At 63.8% G+C, this 19,594-nt stretch carries 19 protein-coding genes; 9 read left to right on the top strand and 10 right to left on the bottom strand.

Annotated elements, in window-relative coordinates; genetic code table 11:
- Positions 1-5: 5 nt before the first annotated feature.
- Positions 6-974: a YpdA family putative bacillithiol disulfide reductase gene (locus AXW84_RS19625; RefSeq protein ID WP_068237271.1), complete on the bottom strand. Its 969-nt coding sequence runs from the start codon at positions 972-974 to the stop codon at positions 6-8.
- 117 nt (positions 975-1,091) lie between these two features.
- Here AXW84_RS19625 and AXW84_RS19620 point away from each other — a divergent pair, with 117 nt between their 5' ends.
- Positions 1,092-2,006 carry a class I SAM-dependent methyltransferase gene (locus AXW84_RS19620; RefSeq protein ID WP_068237269.1) on the top strand — a complete coding sequence of 305 codons (915 nt, stop codon included), beginning with the start codon at positions 1,092-1,094 and terminating at the stop codon, positions 2,004-2,006.
- A 38-nt stretch (positions 2,007-2,044) separates the two neighbouring features.
- Here AXW84_RS19620 and AXW84_RS19615 read toward each other — a convergent pair whose 3' ends face one another.
- The 7 genes from AXW84_RS19615 to AXW84_RS19590 all read right to left on the bottom strand — a co-directional run bounded on the left by AXW84_RS19615 (position 2,045) and on the right by AXW84_RS19590 (position 8,790).
- A complete protein-coding gene (locus AXW84_RS19615; RefSeq protein ID WP_068237264.1) occupies positions 2,045-3,664 on the bottom strand; it encodes a carboxylesterase/lipase family protein in 1,620 nt (539 codons plus the stop codon).
- Positions 3,665-3,746: 82 nt separating this feature from the next.
- Entirely contained in the window at positions 3,747-3,980 is a 234-nt protein-coding gene (locus AXW84_RS25205; protein WP_157887136.1) for a hypothetical protein, read from the bottom strand.
- 139 nt (positions 3,981-4,119) lie between these two features.
- The gene (gene htpG / locus AXW84_RS19610) at positions 4,120-5,949 is read right to left on the bottom strand and encodes a molecular chaperone HtpG (RefSeq protein WP_068237261.1); all 1,830 of its coding nucleotides are present in this window, start codon (positions 5,947-5,949) and stop codon (positions 4,120-4,122) included.
- Between the two features lie 128 nt (positions 5,950-6,077).
- Positions 6,078-6,581: a hypothetical protein gene (locus tag AXW84_RS19605; RefSeq protein WP_068237258.1), complete on the bottom strand. Its 504-nt coding sequence runs from the start codon at positions 6,579-6,581 to the stop codon at positions 6,078-6,080.
- A gap of 183 nt (positions 6,582-6,764) precedes the next feature.
- Entirely contained in the window at positions 6,765-7,208 is a 444-nt protein-coding gene (locus tag AXW84_RS19600) for a Fur family transcriptional regulator (protein ID WP_068237255.1), read from the bottom strand.
- An 82-nt stretch (positions 7,209-7,290) separates the two neighbouring features.
- Positions 7,291-7,758, bottom strand: coding sequence for a hypothetical protein (locus AXW84_RS19595; protein WP_068237246.1), 468 nt, complete (start codon positions 7,756-7,758; stop codon positions 7,291-7,293).
- Between the two features lie 120 nt (positions 7,759-7,878).
- Entirely contained in the window at positions 7,879-8,790 is a 912-nt protein-coding gene (locus AXW84_RS19590; protein WP_068237244.1) for an NAD(P)/FAD-dependent oxidoreductase, read from the bottom strand.
- A gap of 358 nt (positions 8,791-9,148) precedes the next feature.
- Here AXW84_RS19590 and AXW84_RS19585 point away from each other — a divergent pair, with 358 nt between their 5' ends.
- On the top strand, positions 9,149-9,496 hold the full coding sequence (locus tag AXW84_RS19585; protein WP_157887135.1) for a hypothetical protein: 348 nt from the start codon (positions 9,149-9,151) through the stop codon (positions 9,494-9,496).
- 233 nt (positions 9,497-9,729) lie between these two features.
- Positions 9,730-12,309: a TonB-dependent receptor gene (locus tag AXW84_RS19580; RefSeq protein WP_236943177.1), complete on the top strand. Its 2,580-nt coding sequence runs from the start codon at positions 9,730-9,732 to the stop codon at positions 12,307-12,309.
- A gap of 24 nt (positions 12,310-12,333) precedes the next feature.
- Here AXW84_RS19580 and AXW84_RS19575 read toward each other — a convergent pair whose 3' ends face one another.
- Positions 12,334-12,774 carry a GNAT family N-acetyltransferase gene (locus tag AXW84_RS19575; RefSeq protein WP_068237235.1) on the bottom strand — a complete coding sequence of 147 codons (441 nt, stop codon included), beginning with the start codon at positions 12,772-12,774 and terminating at the stop codon, positions 12,334-12,336.
- Between the two features lie 169 nt (positions 12,775-12,943).
- Between AXW84_RS19575 and AXW84_RS19570 the strand changes: the two genes are divergently transcribed.
- The 4 genes from AXW84_RS19570 to AXW84_RS19555 all read left to right on the top strand — a co-directional run bounded on the left by AXW84_RS19570 (position 12,944) and on the right by AXW84_RS19555 (position 15,409).
- Positions 12,944-13,924 carry a cation diffusion facilitator family transporter gene (locus tag AXW84_RS19570; RefSeq protein ID WP_068237232.1) on the top strand — a complete coding sequence of 327 codons (981 nt, stop codon included), beginning with the start codon at positions 12,944-12,946 and terminating at the stop codon, positions 13,922-13,924.
- A 130-nt stretch (positions 13,925-14,054) separates the two neighbouring features.
- Positions 14,055-14,483, top strand: a complete 429-nt coding sequence (locus AXW84_RS19565; protein WP_068237229.1) for a hypothetical protein — start codon at positions 14,055-14,057, stop codon at positions 14,481-14,483.
- Between the two features lie 82 nt (positions 14,484-14,565).
- Positions 14,566-15,006 (top strand): DUF6526 family protein, encoded by a 441-nt coding sequence (locus tag AXW84_RS19560; RefSeq protein ID WP_068237227.1) that lies wholly within the window; start codon positions 14,566-14,568, stop codon positions 15,004-15,006.
- Between the two features lie 100 nt (positions 15,007-15,106).
- Positions 15,107-15,409 (top strand): DUF4286 family protein, encoded by a 303-nt coding sequence (locus AXW84_RS19555; RefSeq protein ID WP_068237225.1) that lies wholly within the window; start codon positions 15,107-15,109, stop codon positions 15,407-15,409.
- Between the two features lie 37 nt (positions 15,410-15,446).
- On the opposite strand, the gene AXW84_RS19550 is transcribed toward AXW84_RS19555, so the two are convergent.
- Positions 15,447-15,878 (bottom strand): hypothetical protein, encoded by a 432-nt coding sequence (locus AXW84_RS19550; protein WP_068237224.1) that lies wholly within the window; start codon positions 15,876-15,878, stop codon positions 15,447-15,449.
- Positions 15,879-16,031: 153 nt separating this feature from the next.
- Between AXW84_RS19550 and AXW84_RS19545 the strand changes: the two genes are divergently transcribed.
- Both AXW84_RS19545 and mgtE read left to right on the top strand, forming a co-directional pair.
- Positions 16,032-18,080 (top strand): M13 family metallopeptidase, encoded by a 2,049-nt coding sequence (locus AXW84_RS19545; RefSeq protein ID WP_236943176.1) that lies wholly within the window; start codon positions 16,032-16,034, stop codon positions 18,078-18,080.
- 94 nt (positions 18,081-18,174) lie between these two features.
- Entirely contained in the window at positions 18,175-19,566 is a 1,392-nt protein-coding gene (mgtE, locus tag AXW84_RS19540; protein WP_068237220.1) for a magnesium transporter, read from the top strand.
- Positions 19,567-19,594 lie beyond the last annotated feature (28 nt).

Below are 19,594 nucleotides of genomic sequence, written 5' to 3'. Positions count from 1 at the left end.
GGGCCCTAGGCGGGCACGCCGGACGCGAGGTGCGCGGCGATGAGTTGGGCGTGGTGACGGCCGTTTTCGATGAACCAGCGGCTGGTGGCGCGGCCGCCGCACATGGTGCCGGCCACGAACACGCCGGGGTTGGTGGTTTCGTGGGTGGCGGGGTCGAAGAGGGGAGCACGGGCCTCGTCGGCGGGGTCGGGCTCGATGCCGAGGCGGCCGAGTAGGGCCTCGTCGGGGTGGTAGCCGGTAAGGGCGTATACGAAATCGGTGGGCACTTCCTGGGGGCCCTCGGGGGTGACGATTTCCACCGCGTCGGGCCGAATAGCCGCGATAGTAGTGTTGAAATGGGCGGTGATTTTGCCTTCCTTGATGCGGTTCACCAGGTCGGGCCGAATCCAGTACTTCACCGAATCACTCACCTCGGGGCCCCGCACGAGGAGCGTGACCTGGGCTCCGGCGCGGGTGAGCTGCAAGGCGGCTTTGGCCGACGAGTTTTTGGCCCCGATGACCACCACGCGCTGCGCTACGTGTAGGTAGGGCTCGCGGTAGTAGTGGCTCACGTGGGGAAGGTTTTCGCCCGGCACGTTCAGCGGGTTGGGCAGGTCGTAGAAGCCGGTGGCCACCACCACGTTGCGGGCTGGGATGTCGCCTTTGTCGGTTGTTACCAAGAAGTTGCCCTGCTCGCCAGTCAGGCTCAGCACCCGCTCGTGCAAGCGTAAGACCAGGTTTTCGGCGCGGGCCACGCGCTGGTAGTAGTCCAAGGCGTCTTCGCGCAGGGGCTTGTAGTGGAAGGTGGGGAAGGGGTAGCCGCCGATTTCGAGCAGCTCGGGCGTGGAGAAGAACTCCATGTTGTAGGGGTAGCCCACGATGGAATTCACCAGGGCCCCCTTGTCCACCACGGCCACTTGCAGGCCGCGGCGCTGGACTTCGAGGGCGCAGGCCAGGCCCACGGGGCCGGCCCCAATTACAAGAACATCGAGCATAAGGAAGGAACTAAGCTAATTGCGTAAAGTAGGGCGACCTTTGTGGGGCGCGTCCCCGCGTTGTTGTACCAGCGTTCGTTGGGCAGCGGCGCCAATCAGTAAATCCGCGTCCTTGCCATGCGTACCTGCGACTTGTGCGGCAGCTCCGATTTCAAAAAGCTGCCTTTCTATTACGAATTTGAGGGCCAAAAGCTGCAAGGCACCCGTTGCCGCCGTTGCGAGCTGATGTTCCTCGACCCGCAGCCCACGCCGGCCCAGCTAGAGCGGCTCTACGGCAAAGAATACTTCACCGACCGGCCCAACTACGACCGGACGCAACAGGAAGTCAAGTTCATCGAGGACGGGCAGAAGAACGAAGCCTTAAACCAACTGCGCCCCGACAAGTTTACCGACTACGTGCTGGCCCACTACCCGGACCGGCAATTCCGGTACCTGGAGGTGGGCTGCGGCCCGGGCTACACCCTCAAAAGCCTGCAAGCCCTGGGCTGGACCACCCACGGCCTCGAAATATCCGAGCACGCGGCCGAATTTGCCCGCCGCGAGCTGCACCTGCCCGTAGTGACCGGCAACATTGAAACCACCGAGGATTTCCACGCCGACCAGTTCGACCTGGCTTACATGGGCGACGTGCTGGAGCACCTGCGCTCGCCCTCGGCCACGCTGGCCAAGTTCCACCGCATTTTGGGCCCCGGCGGGCTGCTGGTGCTGGCCCTGCCCTCGGTGCTGAACCTGCCCTCGGTGCGCCTGGGCTTTGCCGCCTACGGGGCCCTGGGCAAGGAGCGCAAGATGGACATCCCGCCCTACCACTTATTCGAGTTCACGCCCAACACCATCCGCAAGATGTTGGAGAAGAATGGGTTCGAAGTGGTCGATTTGCTGAACCCGGTGAAGCCGCCCAAGCACATCCGCCTGGGCGGCAACCTGATGGAAAAGGTGAGCAAACTGGCCGGCCAGTACCCCACCTACTACCTCAACAAGCTCACCGGCCGCTTCGGCGACCGGATGTTCGTGGTGGCCAAAAACCTGAAATAGGGCCCCAGCGCAGCTGCCCCGGGGCCCCAGCCAGCCGGTTATTTCTGCTCCAGGAAGAGGTAGCGCGCCCGGGTTTGGTCGGCTTCGGCGCGGGTATTCACGTCGATGCGCAGCAACTGCCCGCCGGCGCCCGGCTTGGCGGCGGGCCAGGTGGGCAGGCCGGCGCCGTTGGGGTTACCGTTTTTGATGAAGTTGGCGAAGTACGCCTGCATCTGCTCTGATACTTTGTAATCGTCCGGCGTCCAGGCAAATACCTTGTTGGTGGGCAGGTTGCCTAAGGCGTACTCAATTTCGGCTGAGTGCACGGCACCCTTGGCCGGCGGCGCGGGCGCAGCTGCCCCCGTACCCTTGGTGACGCCACCGGCCAGGTTGGCGGTTGCATCACCCATTTCGGGCGTCATGGCTGGGCGGGGGCGGGCGTAGAGGTAGCGGTACACGGGCCGGCCGCCGGTTTGGGTTTGTAAGTCGGCCCATTTCCAGGTGCTGTAGGCGATGAACCGGTCGCTGGCCAGGTCGGTGGCCGATTGCTCGGCCGTGGCGGCGGGGTAGAGCTTTAGGGCCCCGGCGGCGCGCTCGCCGTACAGCTTCTGCACGGCGGCCTGGTAGTTCTCCGCGGTGAGCGGGCTATTGCCCAGCACCCCTTGGTAACCCGATTCCTGCGAGTTCCAGCCCACCAGCAGCGGCACGTGCGCCTGCTGGCCGGCGGTGAAGATTGCGGCAGGCGACTGGGGCAGGAAGTAGCCGTCCACGTTGGTCGAAAAGCGGGGGGCGTCCGGCTTGCCAGTAGCGGCTAGCAGCTGCTCGGCCGGCAGGGCGCGTAGGGCCGCCAGCGTGGGGGCCCCCACCGCGGCGGCGAATGCTACGCCGGTTTGCTCGGCCTGGGCCAGCGTGGGCAGCGGCTGCAAGCCCAGCAGCGAGCCGCTCTCGCCGATGGCACCCGCCATCAGGTTTTTGGATAACGGCGACGCCATTTGGGCGCTCACCGAATACGAGCCGGCCGACTCGCCGGCGATGGTGACGTGCTGCGGGTCGCCGCCGAAGGCCGCAATGTTGGCCTTCACCCACGCCAACGCCGCGGCCTGATCCAGCAGGCCGTAGTTGCCAGAGGCGTGGTGGGGCGATTCCTGGGTCAGCTCGGGGTGGGCCATGAAGCCGAACACGCCGAGCCGGTAGTTCACCGTCACGGCCACGATGCCGCGCTTAGCCATGGCCTCGCCGTCGTAGCGCGGCTCCGAGCCGTCGCCAGCCACGAAGCCACCGCCGTAGAAGTACACCAGCACCGGCCGCCGCTCCTGGCCCGACTTGGCACCCGTCCACACGTTCAGGTACAGGCAGTCCTCGCTCACGCCATTCGAGCGGAAGTTCATGTCGCCGAACAGCGGCAGCTGCATGGCCCGGGGCCCAAACTGCGTGGCCGGCCGCACGGTCGTCCACGGCTCTACGGGCTGCGGGGCCTGCCAGCGCCGGTGCCCCACCGGGGGCGCCGCGTACGGCACGCCCTTGAACTCGCGGATGCCGCTGGCGGCCATGCTGCCAGCCAGCGGGCCGCTGGCCACTTTCACTTGGTTGTTTTGCAGGCCCGTGGGCGGGTTTTTAACGGGCTGGGCCGTGGCCGCCAATGTGCCCGCCAGTAGGGCAATGGCAAGAAATACTTTCATGCAGCAAGCTACGTAAGGCCCCGCACTTGCCCATAAAAAAGCCCCGTAGCCGATTCGGCCACGGGGCCCTCGTGATGTTAATTTAAATGATTGGTAAGTTTAGGATATCGGAAAGGCGATATGAATCCCTGGGCAGTGGCGGAGAAGGCTTAATTATTGCCATCCGAGCAATTCTCTCTCCAAGCATTTTAGTCAACTCGTTGGCTCTAACTTCTGCATTAATATCATCGGGCTGTGCTCGAATAAACTCAGTACGGATGATGTCGCGCAATGCTGCCAGAGGCTCGTAGGCAAGTTGTGGGATTGGCGTATTCATTGAAAATTGTGTAAGGTTCACTTACAAGGTAACACCTTTTCTCAATTTTATTACGCACTGTCAATGACGATAATTATTCAAATAAAAAAGCCCCGCGACCAATTCGGTCGCGGGGCTTTTTAAAGGTTAAATCACTGCTTTACAGCAGCTCGGTGCTGCGCTTTACGAAGGCCGTGAGGGCCTCGCCTTTTAGCATGCCCTGGGCCAGGCGAGCCAGGTCGAAGGCTTGCCGGGCCAGCTGCTCGCCGCCCTCGGCCAGCACGCGCTGGGCCACGGGATGGTTGGCGTTCACGGTCACGTCGAAGCTCTCGGGGAAGGCCCCGAACATCTGCATGCCGCCCCCGCCGCCGGTGCGCTGCATGTCCTTCATGCGGCGCATAAACTCGTTCTGGGTGATGACCACCGGCGCGTCCTGCGGGCTCAGGGCGGCCACTTTCACGTGCATGGCGTCGTTGGCAATGGCCGTTTTGAAGGCCTCAGCTAGCTTCGTTTGGTCGTCCTCGCTGAGTACGCTCTCGGTGGTTTCGTCCTTCTCAATGAGCTTGCCCACCGTGTCGGCATCCACGCGCTTGAAGGTGGTTTTCTCCAGTTTCTGCTCCAACTGGCCGATGAAGTGCGGGTCGAGGATGTGGTCGAAGTTTAGCACGTCGTAGCCGCGCCCCTGAGCGGCGGCCACGAAGCCGTGCTGGGCCTCGGCGTCGTTGGTGTACAGCACCACGGTGTTGCCGTCTTTATCCTGCTGGTTGGCCTGGATGTGTTCGGTGTATTCGCTGATGGTGAACAGCTTGCCGGCCACGTTTTTTAGCAGCACGAAGTCCTTGGCGCGGTCGTAAAACTTCTCGTCCGACAGCATCCCGTACTTCACAAATAAGCCGATGTCAGACCATTTTTCCTCGTAGCCGGCGCGGTCTTTCTTGAACAAGTCGCCGAGCTTGTCGGCCACCTTACGGGTGATGTAGGTGTTGATTTTGCGCACCGCCGCGTCGGCCTGCAGGAAGCTGCGCGACACGTTCAGCGGAATGTCGGGCGAGTCAATCACGCCGTGCAGCAGCATCAAAAACTCGGGCACCACGTCCTTCACCTCATCAGTAATAAACACTTGGCGCGAGTACAGCTGAATCTTGTTGCGCGAAAATTGCAGCTCGTCCTTCACCTTAGGGAAGTACAGGATGCCGGTCAGGTTGAACGGGTAGTCCACGTTCAGGTGAATCCAGAACAGCGGCGCGTCCATCGACATCGGGTACAGCTCCTGGTAAAACTTCAGGTAGTCCTCGTCGGTCAGCTCGCTGGGCTGCTTGGTCCAGATGGGCGTGGTGTCGTTGATAAGCTGGCCTTCCAACTCAATCGGCACCGGCAGGAATTTGCAGTACTTGGTAAGGATGGTGCGCAGCCGCTCCACTTCCAGGAACTCGTCCGAGTCGTCGGCCACGTGCAGCACCACGTCGGTGCCGCGCTCGGCCTTGGCGTGCTCGCCGGTGGGCTCGTCGATGGTGTACGACGTGCTGCCGTCGCAAGTCCAGTGGGCCGTCAGGGCCCCTTCCTGGTACGACTGCGACCAGATTTCCACTTCCTTGGCCACCATGAAGGCCGAGTAGAAACCCAGGCCGAACTGCCCGATGATCTGGTCCTTGGCCGTGGCGTCGGTTTCCTTGTACTTCTCCACAAACTCGGTGGCCCCGGAGAAGGCAATCTGGTTGATGTACTTCTTGATTTCCTCGGCGCTCATGCCCAGGCCGTGGTCCGACACCGTGATTTTGCGGGTGTCCTTGTCCACGGTCACGCGCACTTTCAGCTCGCCCAGCTCACCTTTGAATTCGCCCTGGCGGGCCAGGCTCTGGAGTTTCTGGGTGGCGTCGACGGCGTTGCTTACCAGCTCGCGCAGGAAGATTTCGTGGTCGGAGTACAAGAACTTCTTGATGATCGGGAAGATGTTCTCGGTGTGGATCGAGATGGAGCCGGTTTCCTGCATGGCAGAATAAGTTGGGTGAGGGCAAAGTGGAAATTTTGGCCGGGCACGCCGAGGCGAGCCGCCACGGGGGCCGCTTCAAAGCGCGTTCCAAGCCGAAAAAGGCTGTCAGGTTGACAGCGCGGGGGCCCTCAGGGGCAGTCGTAGTAGGCGCGGGGCTCCTGCACGCCGCCAGGCGGCGGGGGCGTGGGACCAAACGCAGTGTCCCACTCGTGCAGCAGCTCGGGCACCAGCGGTGAGTAGTCGGTCAGCCAACGCAAGCCGGCCATGGGCTGCGAGAAGAACTGCACATCGAACTTGATGAACGGGCGGGCCACCAGCAGCAGGCCTTCCACCGCCTGATTGTTGTAGATGCGGCGGGGCGAAAGAACAATAACCACTTGTTGAAGTGATAGGTGCAGCGAATTCGGTATCCACTGGGTGGCCAGCCACGCTTGGTCGTAAGCCGAAATGTCGGGCAAGGCGTCCAGCTCAATCAGGCACCGGCGCACGCCCAGGCGCTGGGCAACGGCCTGAGCCCGGGTGAGGGCACCTCGAAACTGGCTCATGTCGCGGCCCGCGGCCCAGTTGGTGCGCAGCAAACCCAAGGGCTCGCTGTACTGCATCAGCAGCTCGCCAACTTCGTTAATAATCATAGAGAAACAGCGCCTAACGGCGCGGGGCCTGGCCAGGTGAATGCAATAGTACGCAACGGCCAGCATAAAATTGTGCGCCGCTTTGGGCCTCAACTACTGAAAAAAGCCCTTCTTGGATTTACCTATTTAGACCAATAGGTCAAAAAACCCGGTCGGCGAGCTTCTTGGCTCGTCCAATCGGGTTTAGTTAGCAGGCTGGCACAGCTGGCACGTGCCCGAAAGTAAGTAGTCGCGCCGCTCGGCCTGGAAGCCACCGGGCAGCGTTACGGCCGGAATGGCCACTTGGCTCAAGCAGTAAGTGTGGGCGCAGGTGCCACACTTGAAGTGCACGTGGTTGTCGAAGTGGGCCCCGGCGCTGCACTCGATGGAGCAGGCCGCGTAGCGCAACACGTCCGAATCGTCGATGACGCGGTGGATAAGGCCGCTTTGTTCGAAGCTTTTGAGGGTGCGGTACAGGGTGATGCGGTCGGTACCCGGCCCCGTTTCCTGCTCAATCTCGGCCCCGGTGAGGGCATAGCCTTTGCCTGCCAGGGCCGCCAGCACGGCGCGCCGCACGGGGGTTTGGCGCAGCCCGTGGCGGGTGATGGTCTGGGTGAGGCGGTCGGGGACAGGGGCGGCAGGGGGCATAAGTCAAAACTACGGAAAAGGGGCGGCGCGCGCCGCCCCGCTCCCCAGAAACCACTGCCGGCCGCGAAGGGTTTCCGGGGGCTTAGCCCGGCGGGGCCTCAGTAGTGCGCCACCCAGACTTCCACTCGGCTTGCAGGCGCTGCACAGCCGCATCGGAGTCGGTGAGCCAGTGCAGAGCGGCCACCACATCGTCGAAAAACTGAAACTGAAAGCTACGCAAATGACTGGGGCCCAACAGATTCTTCATCTTGGCCCAGTTGTGCAAGTCGTATTCGTTGTCGAATACCATGGCGGCTTGCAGCAGGCAGGCCTGCCGGAGGATGCCCGGTACCCAGTGCTGAGCCAGCCAGATTTCTTCGGTGACGGAGGTGGGCGGCATGCCCGTGAAATCGACTAGCACCCGGGTGGCTTGGTGCTCGGCCAGCAGGGCCAGCCCCCGCATGAACGCCGGGCGGGTATGGTCTTCCGATAGCAATGCCCATTGAAAGCGAAGCAGGCGCAATTCTGCGTCGGCCTGCGCCACAAGCGAATCGATAACGGGAAAGAGCATGGGCGGGTAGGGCGTGAAGGGCAGCCGGCAAAAATACGGCCGTAAGCTCCTCATTGCGCAAGTGCGCCGGGGCCCCAGCGCACTTGCACGGCCCGCGCCAGTGGAGCTTTCGCTGGAACCTCACGCCGCCCAGTGCCGCATTTTAGCGATGAAGACCTTGCTCAGGGCGGCACCCACGGCGTTGCCGGCGGCCATGGCTTGCACCAGTTGGTGGCCCATCGAGCAGTTATCGCCCAGGGCGTACACGCCGGGTACCGTGGTCTGGTATTGCTCGTCAATTTGCAGCAAGTTGTTTGCTGTGAGTGCGCAACCTAGCTGGGCGTGCAGCGCGCTGGCCTGTTGCCAAGGCAGCCGGGCGTACAAAACCGGCGCAGCGGCCAGCCGCCCGTCGGCCAAGCGCAGGCCTTGGAGCTGCCCCTCGGTCTGCACCACGGCGGCCACGGGCGTTTCGTCCACGGGCACGCGCCAAGTGGCCAGTTGCGCACGCACGGCGGGGCCAAACGTGGCCGGCCCGTTGGTAAACACCGTCAGGTCGCGGGTCCAGTTGAGGAGCAGCTGGGCCACCTCGCCCACCTGGTCGCCATTGAACCACAGGCCGGTGGGCTGGTCAGCCACCTCGTAGCCGTGGCAGTACGGGCAATGAATGATGCTCTTGCCCCAGCATTCGGCAAAGCCCGGCACCGGTGGCAGCTCGTCGCGCAAGCCCGTGGCCAGCGCCAAAAGTTCGCCCTGGAAGCTGCCGTGCTGGGCCGTGCGTACCACAAACGTGCCGTCGGGCTGCTTTTCGGCCGCCGTGGCTTCGGCGGTGAGCAGCTGCACGGTGGGGTAAGCGGCCAATTGCCGGCAGGCCTGGGCGGCTAGGTCGGCGGGGGCATCGCCGTCGTGCAGCAGTAAGTTGTGGGCGTGGGGCGTGAAGCGGTTGCGCGGCAGGCCCGCGTCGATGACCAGTACGCGGCAGCGGGCCCGGCCCAGGGACATGGCTGCGCTCAGCCCGGCGTAGCTGCCGCCCACAATGAGGACTTCGTAAAGCATAGTGCTGTTATTTTCAGAACGTTAATGATAAAAGGTGGCAAAGCCTGGAAGGGCCAATCTGCGCTAGCAGCCTAGGCACAAAACCGTCCCTGCTCAAATCAGAGGGCAAAGGTAACAGCGGCAACCATTAATGCAACTATGTTGCATTAATGGTTGCCGCTGTTACCTTTGCTGGCAGAAAGGACGGCGCATAGACTAAATAGTACGCACGCTGTCAGTCCCTATTTGCCATTAAAATGAGCTTGTTCCCATGGGTAGATGCGCAATTATGCTGCATCGGCTTACCTTTGGGGCCCCGGTGCGCTGCCGGCCTGCGGGCCGTGCGGGCCGCCGCATTGCTGCTTTACCCGCGTTGCCCGTGCTATTACGTCGCCCACTCTGCGCTGCTTTCCTGCTGCTCTGCTTCGTGCGGGTGCTGCTGCCGGAGGCGTGGGTGCTGGCGCTGCACGCCCACGCGCACACTACTGCCGAGCCAGCGCGGCGCGCCAGCTTCAGCCCGGCCAAGGGCAAGGCCCTGCTGAGCGGCCAGCACCGGCACTGCCACGAGGACTCGCTCTACGACGCGGCTTTCCGTCCGGCCGCGCCGGTGGTGGTGCCCGTGCCCACGCGCTCGGCTGTGGTGGGGGTGCGCACGCCCTTCGCGGCGTCGGTGTGGGCTGAGGCCGTGGCGGCGCAGCGCTGCCTGCGGGGGCCCCCGGTGGCGTAGCGCCGCCGCATCACCTGGCGCGGGCCCTGGGGCCCGCGCCACCCACTTCATTTTCTGGGGCCCTCCACCGCACCCGCCGGCTTGCCAGCCGGGGCGGTTTGCACGCTGCTTTGTGCGGCATTTGCGGCTGGTGGCCACGCCTTTAAACCACACAACCTGGTATGGGTACTCCCGCACGACTCAATAAATACGCCTTGCCGCGTTTGGCGGCTTCTGCTTTCTCCCGTTTGGTTTTGGAGAAATTGTGGGAAGGCTCCGGCCCTTGGCTGGGGCTTTCTTGCGCGGAAGCGGGCCGGCCGCGGATAACTTTTCGGCCCGCGCTGGGGGCCCGCCACGGCTTGCGCCTGGTGGTCGTCAACACGTTGCTGCTGAGCGGGCTGGCGCTGCACGCCGGGGCCCAAACCGCGGCCCCCGCGCCGCGGCCCCGCCCGGCGGCCGGCCCGGCCTTCGCTGGCCACGTGGCCGACGCCGCCACCGGCGAAGCCGTACCGGGCGCCACCGTGCTTTTCACCGACCTTAAGCAAGGCACGGCCACCGATGGGGCCGGTAATTTCAGCTTCGCCAACCTGCCGCGGGGCCGGTTTGGGGTGCAGGTTCGCTCGTTGGGCTATACCACCGTGAGCCTGACCGTGGACACGGGCGCGGGCCAGCCGCTGGCCGTGAAGCTGACCCCTGCGGCTACCGAAATCGGCCAGGTAGTGGTCACGGGCGTGTCGGCGGCCACCGAGGCACGCCGCTCGCCGGTGCCCACCACCGTTGTCGACCGCACCCGCCTCAACCAAACATCGGGCACGAACGTGATTGACGCCATCGCCCACACGCCGGGCGTGAGCCAGATTACCACCGGGGCCGCCATCAGCAAGCCGGTGGTGCGCGGGCTGGGCTACAACCGCGTGACGACCCTGAACAACGGCGCCAAACAGGAAGGCCAGCAGTGGGGCGACGAGCACGGCATCGAAATCGACGAGTTCAGCATCGACCGGGCCGAGATCATCAAGGGCCCCGGCTCGCTGCTCTACGGCTCCGACGCCATGGCCGGCGTCATCAACTTCCTGGCTCCCGAACCCATCGCCGAAGGCCACATCACCGGCTCGGCCATAGCCAACTACCAGACCAACAACCGCCAGCAGGGCTACTCGTTCGAAAACGCGGGCAACCTGAACGGCCTAAACTGGCTGGCCCGCGGCACCCGCAAGGTGGCCGGCGACTACCAAAACCGCTACGATGGCCGCGTTTTCAACTCGGGCTTCAATGAGTGGGACGCCAACGGCTACGTGGGCCTGAACAAGGGCTGGGGCTACTCGCACCTCACCTTCAGCACCTTCAACCAGCAGCTGGGCCTGATTGATGGGCGGCGCGACTCGGCCAGCGGGCGCTTCGTGCGCGACTATGCCATCGCCGGGGCCCTATTTTCGGTGCCGGTGGCCAACACCGGGTTCAGCGGCTACGAACTGGCCGTGCCGCGCCAGCAAATCAACCACTTGCGGTTCGGTACCGACAATAGCTTCATCCTCGGCGACCGTGGGGCCCGGCTGGCGTTGCAAGTGAACTACCAGCAGAACCTGCGCCGCGAGTTCGGCAACGCCCTCGACCCCGCCGAAACCAACCTCTACTTCCAGCTCCGCACCCTCGACTACGCCCTGCGCTACTACCTGCCCGAAATGGCCGGCTGGAACCTGACCGTGGGCACCAGCGGCCTGCACCAGCAAAATCGCAACCTGGGCCAGGAATTCCTCATTCCGGGCTACGTGATGAACGAGGCCGGCGTGTTTGGCGTGGCCAAAAAAACCATCGGCAACCTCGACCTCAGCGGCGGCCTGCGCTACGACGTGCGCCGCATCGGGGCCGACGCGCTGTTTCTGGACGCCGACGGCCGGCCCACCACGTCCGGGGCCCCCGATTCCGAAACCAAGTTTGGCGGCTTCCGCAGCACCTTCAAAAACTACAGCGGCAGCCTGGGCGCGGCCTACAACCTGAGCGACCGGCTCACGGTGAAGGCCAACGTGGCCCGCGGCTTTCGGGCCCCCAACATCGCCGAGCTGGGCTCGAACGGCCGCCACGAGGGCACGATTCGTTACGAAATTGGGCAGTCCGACCTCAAAGCCGAAACCAGCCTGCAGGTGGACGGCGGCATCAGCTACGCCACCGACCACGTGCGCCTGACCGTGGATGCGTTCGAGAACAGCATTGACAATTACATCTTTACGCGCCGCATCCCCAACCGGGCCGGTACCGACTCGCTGACCCTGGCCACGCCCGCCGACCCCAGCGTGGGCGTGTACGAGTATGCCCAGGGCCGTGCCCGCCTGGTGGGCGGCGAGGCCACGTTTGACGTGCACCCGCATCCGCTTGACTGGCTGCACTTCGAGAACTCGTTCTCGATGGTGCGCGCCCACCAATTGGGCGTCAGCGACGCTGAACGCTACCTGCCCTTCATCCCCGCCGACCGCCTGCAATCGGAGCTGCGCGGCAACTTTCGCCGCCAGGGCAAGCGCCTTACCAACAGCTACGTGCGCTTCCAAATGGAGCACACTTTCGCCCAGGATCGGTATTTTTCGGCCTTTGACACCGAAACCGCCACGCCCGGCTACACGCTCTTCAATGCCGGCGTGGGCACCGACGTGGCCGATGCCCGGGGCCGCACGCTGTTCTCGCTCTTCGTGACGGCCAACAACCTCTTCGACGTGGCCTACCAAAGCCACCTCAGCCGCCTCAAATACGCCGACCTCAATTACACCACCGGCCGCATGGGCGTCTTCAACATGGGCCGCACGGTAAGCTTCAAAGTAGTAGTGCCGCTGAGCTTCAAGTAAGAATGCAGCGTCCGCGCTACATTGTTAGGGCCCCGGGTACGGGTTGGGGTGCGCTATTTCCAGCCAGCGCTCGGTGTTTTTTAGCGGCGTGTAGCCGTGTTGCTGGTAGAGGGTGTGGGCGTCGAGCGTGGCCAGCAGGTGGCGGCGCAGGTTTTGCAAATCGGGGTGGGCCAGCACGGTGCTCACCAGTTGCTTGGACAGGCCCCGGCCCCGGAACTCCGGCAGCACAAATACGTCGCACAGCCAGGCAAACGTGGCCCGGTCCGTTACGACGCGGGCGAAGCCGGCCAGGCGACCGTCCGGGGCGTAGGCCCCGAAACAGAGGGAGTTGGCCAGGGCCCTGGCCACCGTATCATAGGGAATGTGGCGGGCCCAGTACGACTCCTCGCTGAGGTAGCGGTGCACGGCGGCCACGTCGAGCCGGGCCGGGTCGGTGCTAATGGTAAAGGGCGAGAGCGGCACCATAACGATTAGTAAATAAGGACGTAACAACAAGGTTGCAAAAGTGCGGTGGGGTCCCGGTTGGGGGCCCCGCGGCGCAAATTTATTGCCTGCCCGCGCCGAACTTCGCCGCCGGGACCCGTGGTTAGCGGGGCATCGTTCACCTGCGCACCTCGCTTTTCCGCTACTACTCATGGGCCATTCCCATAACCACGGCGCCGCCGGCCATGACCACGCCGGCCACGTGCACGCCACGCCGCCGGCCGGGGGCGCGTTCAGCGGCGCGTTTGCTGGGGGCATTGCCCTCAACCTGGCCTTCATCGTGGCCGAGGTCATCGGGGGCCTATCGGCCAACTCGGCGGCCTTACTCTCCGATGCTGGCCACAACCTGAGCGATGTGCTGGCCCTGGCCCTGGCCTGGGGCGCGGCCTGGTTGGCGGGCCGGCCGGCTACGGCGCGCTACACCTTCGGTTACCGGGGCGCCACCATCCAGGCGGCGCTGCTGAACGCGGCGCTGCTTTACGCGGCACTGGGCTTCATTTTGTGGGAAACGGTGGACCACCTGCGCCACCCCGCCCCGGTGAACGGCCGCGCGGTGATGCTGCTGGCTGGGCTGGGCATCGCAGTCAACGGACTCACAGCCTGGCTGTTCCGGCACGGGCAAAAGGGCGACGTGAACGTGCGCGGGGCCTACCTGCACATGCTCACCGATGCGCTGGTGAGCCTGGGTGTGGTGGTGGGCGGGGCCATTACTTACTACACCGGCTGGGCTTGGCTCGACCCGATTATCAGCTTGGTTCTGCTGGGTGTGATTGCCGTGGGCTCGTGGGGCCTGCTGCGCGACACCGTGCGACTGGGTTTGCAAGGCGTGCCCGACGGCATCGACCTGGAGGCTGTGCAAACCTTCCTGGTGCAGCAACCCCAGGTGCAGAGCGTGCACGACCTGCACATTTGGAGCTTGAGCAGCGACGGGCACGACACGGCCCTCATGGCCCACTTGGTGCGCCCCGGTGGCGCCGATGCTACTTGGCTGGCCAACTTGTCGGCAGGCTTGCTCCGCGAGTTCCACATCCACCACAGCACCGTGCAGGTGGAGGACAGCGAGTTGCCCGGCGGCTGCCACAGCGGCTGCCCCGACCCCGTGAAAAATGAACTGACTGCGGCCAGGGCTTAAAAGCCCGTTGGGAGCCGAAAAATTTGGGCGCAAAGACTAAAATATCGTGTAATAATTCAACGGTATAAACTTAGACTTGATGGTCTGCGTAATAGGCGCGCAGTTCAATTCCGCTGCCTAGTTATTCGCTATGAAAAAGATTTTTGCATTGGCCGCTTTGGTGCTGGTTGGCACCGCCGCTCACGCCCAAACCACTGTTCCCGCAACCACCACGACTACGACCACCACGGCTGACCCCAACACGACCGTGGCTGCCCCGTTGCCCAGTGCTGCCGACGCGCGCGACACCTACAAGCAGCAGCAGGCCGTAACCAACAATGCCCACCAGTCCACCCGCGAAAGCAAGAATGCTTACAAGGAGCAGGAGCGCATGCTGAAGGACCAGAAAAGCCAGATGCGCGCCCAGCGTTCCCAGGCTAAAATAGCCAAGGAGCAGATGAAACAGCAGCGCACGACCGAAAATGCTGCTAAAGACCAGGAGAAGGCCGCTAAGCAGCAGGCTAAAGCCGCCAAGCAAATGGAAAAAGCCCAAGAAAAGGCCGCCAAGGCTGCGAACTAACCGCTGGGCCTGCCCGTAGGAAAAACCCTGGCTCTACGCCGGGGTTTTTTATTGCCCAACCCGCTGACTTTTCACTTCCGTCATGGCTGCCAAAAACCCGGTTCAATTCTACCCCTGGCATCATTTTGTGCTCCTGCCGGCTGCCTTGGTTTTGGCGGGTTATGGCATCATCCGCTACGTGCACGTGGCCGGCGGCGACGACCAGATTGCCCGCCTGTGGTTCATGGTGGGGGCCCTGGCGGTGGTGGGGCTGGGCGTGTTGCTCATGCTGCGCCAGCAGCACGCCCTCGCGCTGCAAGACCGCATTTGCCGCCTCGAAGTGCGCCAACGCTACTTTGAAGTAAGCGGCCAGCGGTTTGCCCCGCTCGAAAAAAACTTGTCGCTGAAGCAGATTCTGCGCCTGCGCCTGGCCGGCGACGCCGAACTGCCCACCCGGGCCCAGGCCGCGGCCAAAGAGCAACTCTCGCCCGCCGACATTCAGGCCCGCATCAATGATTTTCAATTTGATGCCATGCGGGTCTGAAGCCGTGATTGGAAACAGCGCTATAAAACGCGTGCTTTGCGCGCTACACGGCCCCGCCTTTCGTTGGCAGGTTCCTATGATTGCTGATTTTTAGCTTGTTATGATTCTTTACAACGTTACAACCAGCCTGGAGCCCGCCGTGGCCGACGAATGGGTGGCTTACATGCGCGACACCCACATGCCGGAGGTGATGGCCACCGGCTGCTTCATCAAAAACCAACTCTGCCGCCTGCTCAACGAAGAGGACGACGGCATTACCTACGCTTCCCAATACTACTGCCTCAGCCTGGAGCAGCTGGAGGCCTACCAAGAGCATTTTGCTCCTGCCCTGCGCGCCGACATGGACCGGCGCTTTGCCGGCAAGTACGCCTCGTTCCGCACGACGCTCGAAGTAGTGGCGTAGCAATGGAAAAGCCGGCCGCCAGGCCAGCGCCGGGGCCCTACTTCAGCAGCCAGCCCAACAGCCCCAGCCGGGCCGTCCAGGCCAGGGTGCGCAGCCAGTTGGTGCGCACCAGGCCGTCGATGGTGATGTAGTCGTAGCCGTTGGCCTCCAGGCGGTTGTGAAAAGGAACGGAGACGAAAAACGTGACGGCCCAGACGAATACCACCAGCCCGAGGCTCCACCAGCCGGTGCCGCGGGGCAGGGCCCCGCGCCCGGCCCAGGCCAGCCACGCCGCCAGGGCCAGTTCCAGCACCATGGGGGCCAGCACCACGTAGCTCATGTGCTGGTTGTGGGCGGCGTGGTAGCGCGGAAATTCGGCCTTGCCCACCAGCGCGAAGCCCGGGTAGTGCACCACCTGCACCGTCCAGATGAGGCCGGTGAGGTAGGCGGCCAGGGCAAAATTGAGCAGCAGCAGTAAACGAAGCGACACGGCCGAAACGGAAGCGGTGGAAGATGCGCTGTGTACGCAAAACACCAGTGCTTCATCTAACAATAGGCGAAGCTGGGGCCCCGGCGTGCGGTTTTGGCTTAACATTGCCGAACCGAAAACCGCGCCCCTGCCTGGGGCCCCCGCCGCTGCCCTATGATGAACAAAAAATTCCTGGCCCTGCCGCTGCTGGCGGCCCTGGCCACCGCCTGCAACTCGTCGCCCACCGCGACGAACGCCGCCGCCAAGCCCGATTTGCTGCGCGCCGCCCTCGACACGACGGTGGCGCCCGGCGACGACTTTTTCAGCTACGCCAACGGGACGTGGATCAAGAACCACCCGATTCCGGCGTCGGAGAGCGAAGCGGGCATTGGCATTGAAGTGGAGAAAGAGATTTATGCCCGCCTGCGCGAAACCAGCGTAGAGGCGGCCAAGGCCAACGCCGCGGCTGGCAGCAACCAGCAGAAAATCGGGGATTTCTGGGCCGTGGGCATCGATTCGGTGAAGGCCGATAAGCTGGGCGCCGCGCCCATAAAGCCAGAGCTGGACCGCATCGCGGCAATGAAAACGGTGGCCGAGGTGCCGGCCGTCATCGCCCACGAAATTCAGCTTGGCGTGCGCGCCCTGATCGGGCCGCGGGTGAGCCAGGACGACAAAAACAGCGACAAGATGGTGATGTACTTGTACCAGAGTGGCCTGGGCCTGCCCAATCGCGACTACTACTTCAACACCGACTCGCGCACCAAGGGCATCCGCCGCGCCTACGTGCGCCACGTGGCCAGCACCTTCAAGCTGCTGGGCCAGGACTCAACCGCCGCCAAGACAAACGCGGCGCGGGTGATGGCTCTGGAAACGAGCCTGGCCAAGTCGTCGCGCAAGCTGGAGGCCCTGCGCGACCCCTATAAAAACTACAACAAGATGAGCTTGGCGCAGCTCAATAAGCTGACGCCGGGCATCGACTGGCAAACCTGGTTTGGCCAGCTGGGGGCCCCCCGCGTCGATACCGTCATCGTGGGCCAGCCCGAGTTTTACCAAACGGTGGGCCAGCTGCTGAAAACCAAGCCGGTGGATGATTGGAAGGCTTACCTCACCTGGCAGTTGGCGCGCGGGTATTCGCCCACGCTCAGCCAGCCGTTTGTGGACGAGAACTTCAAGTTTTACGGCACCACGCTGAGCGGCGCCAAGGCCATGCGCCCCCGCTGGAAGCGCGTGCTCGACATGCAGGAAAACGCCTTGGGCGACGCGCTGGGCCAGCTGTTTGTGAAGGAGTATTTCAAGCTCGAGGCCAAAGCCCGCTACGACACGCTGGTGAAAAACGTGGTGTCGTCGTTTGCCACCCACATCAAAAACGTGGATTGGATGAGCGCCCCCACTAAAGAGGTGGCCCTCGACAAGCTCCACAAAATCACGCCCAAGGTGGGCTACCCCGACAAGTGGAAGGATTATTCGGCCCTGACCATTGACCGCAGCTCGCTGGCCGCCAACGTGATGCGGGCTAACACCTGGCGCTACAACTACCAGCTGCACAAGCTGGGCAAACCCGTGGACCGCACCGAGTGGCGCATGACGCCCCAGACCTACAACGCCTCCTACAGCACCAGCAATAACGAGATTGTGCTGCCCGCCGCGGCCTTCGCCATCCCCACGCTGCTCGACGCCGACGCCGACGACGCCTTGGTGTACGGCTACGCCGGGGCCAGCACCATCGGCCACGAGCTGACCCACGGCTTCGACGACGAGGGCAGCCAGTACGACGCCCACGGCAACCTGCACGAGTGGTGGAGCAAGGCCGACCGCCAGCGCTTCAACCAGCGCGTGGCCGTGATTGTCAAGCAGTTCAGTAGCTACACGCTGCTCGATTCCATGCACATCAACGGCAAGGCCACGGCCGGCGAAAACATTGCCGACCTCGGCGGCATCGTCATCGGCCTCGACGCCTTCAAGAAAACCAAGGAGTACAAGGAGGGCAAGAAAGTGGCCGGCCTCACGCCCACGCAGCGTTACTTCCTCGGCTACGCCCTGGGCTGGCAGATGCACGTGCGCGACGAGGCGCTGGCCTCGCAGCTGCTCACCGACGTGCACTCGCCGGCCCAGTACCGCGTGAACGGGCCGATGGCCGACGTGCCCGCCTTCTACGAAGCCTTTGGGGTGAAGCCCGGCCAGAAGCTGTACCTGCCCGATTCGGCGCGGGTGAAGATCTGGTAGGTTGACCTGTCTTTGAAAACGGGCCCCAGGCCGCCGCAACGGCGATTTGGGACCCGTTTGCGTATGTGCGTGAAAATGATTTCCCTGCGCTTTTATGGCATTTTATACGTTTGCCACGCCCGCCGATAACGTCCACGAGCTGCTGGCCCAGCACGATTTCCGGGCCCTGAAGGGGACGCTGCAAAACTGGCCCGCGCCCGAGCTGGCCCGTTTCATTGCCGAGCTGCCGGAAGCGCAGTTCCTGGTACTGTTCCGGCTGCTGCCGCTGGCCCAGGCGGCGGCTGTGTTCGGCTACCTGGCCCCGGCCGCCCAAAACCAGCTGCTGGGCCACCTCACGCCCGAGCAAGTCACGGACGTGCTCAACGACATGGCCCCCGACGACCGCACGGGCCTGTTCCAGCGCCTGCCGGCGGCCTTCGTCAAAACCCAGGTCGAGCGCCTCTCGCCCGACGAGCGCCGCGTGACGCTGGAGCTCATGGGCTTCCCGCACGACAGCGTGGGCCGGCTGATGACGCCCGACTACATCGCCATCGGCGAAGACTGGACCGTAGAGCAGGTGCTCGACTACATCCGCCGGCACGGGGCCAGCGCCGAAACCGTGACCATGCTCTACGTGGTGGACGCGCAGGGCGTGCTGCTGGACGATGTGCACATCCGGGAGTTTCTGGTGGCCCCGCTCACGGCCCGGGTGGCCGCGGTGCGCAACAACATATTCGTGTGCCTCGGGGCCCTGCAAAGCCAGGAATCGGCCCTGGCCGACTTCCGCCGCCACCAGCGCGTGGCCCTGCCCGTGACCAACACGGCGGGTGTGCTGCTGGGCATCGTCACGCTCGACGACATCCTGGCCTTGGGCGAGCGCGAAAACACCCGCGAAATGCAGAAGCTCGGCGGCTCCGAAGCCCTGGACGAGCCATACCTGGAAATTCCGCTGCTGAAAATGGTGAAAAAGCGCGCCGGCTGGCTGGTGGTGCTGTTTCTGGGCGAGATGTTCACGGCCACGGCCATGGGCTTTTTCGAGGGCGAAATCGAGAAGGCCGTGGTGCTGGCCCTGTTCGTGCCGCTGGTCATCAGCAGCGGCGGCAACGCCGGCTCGCAGGCCACCTCGCTCATCATCCGGGCCATGAGCCTGGGCGAAGTGACCGTGGGCCGCTGGTGGCAGGTGATGCGCCGCGAACTGCTGGCGGGCCTGGCCCTGGGCGCGATTCTGGGCATTGTGGGCACCATCCGCATTGCGCTGTGGCAGGGCCTGCACCTGCGCGACTACGGGCCCCACTGGGTGCCGCTGGCCCTGGCGGTGGGCTTTGCGCTGGTGGGCATCGTGCTGTGGGGCTCGCTGGCCGGTTCCATGCTGCCGCTGCTGCTTAAAAAGGTCGGCTTCGATCCGGCCACGTCTTCCGCGCCCTTCGTGGCCACGCTGGTAGACGTGACGGGCCTGGTGATTTATTTCAGCGTAGCCTACCTGTTTCTGCACGGCACCATGCTCTGAGCAATAAGCCCGGCTAGTTAAATGCGGA

This window comes from Hymenobacter sp. PAMC 26628 (genome assembly GCF_001562275.1).
Taxonomy (GTDB): Bacteria; Bacteroidota; Bacteroidia; order Cytophagales; family Hymenobacteraceae; genus Hymenobacter.
This window is presented reverse-complemented; position numbering and strand designations above follow the sequence as displayed.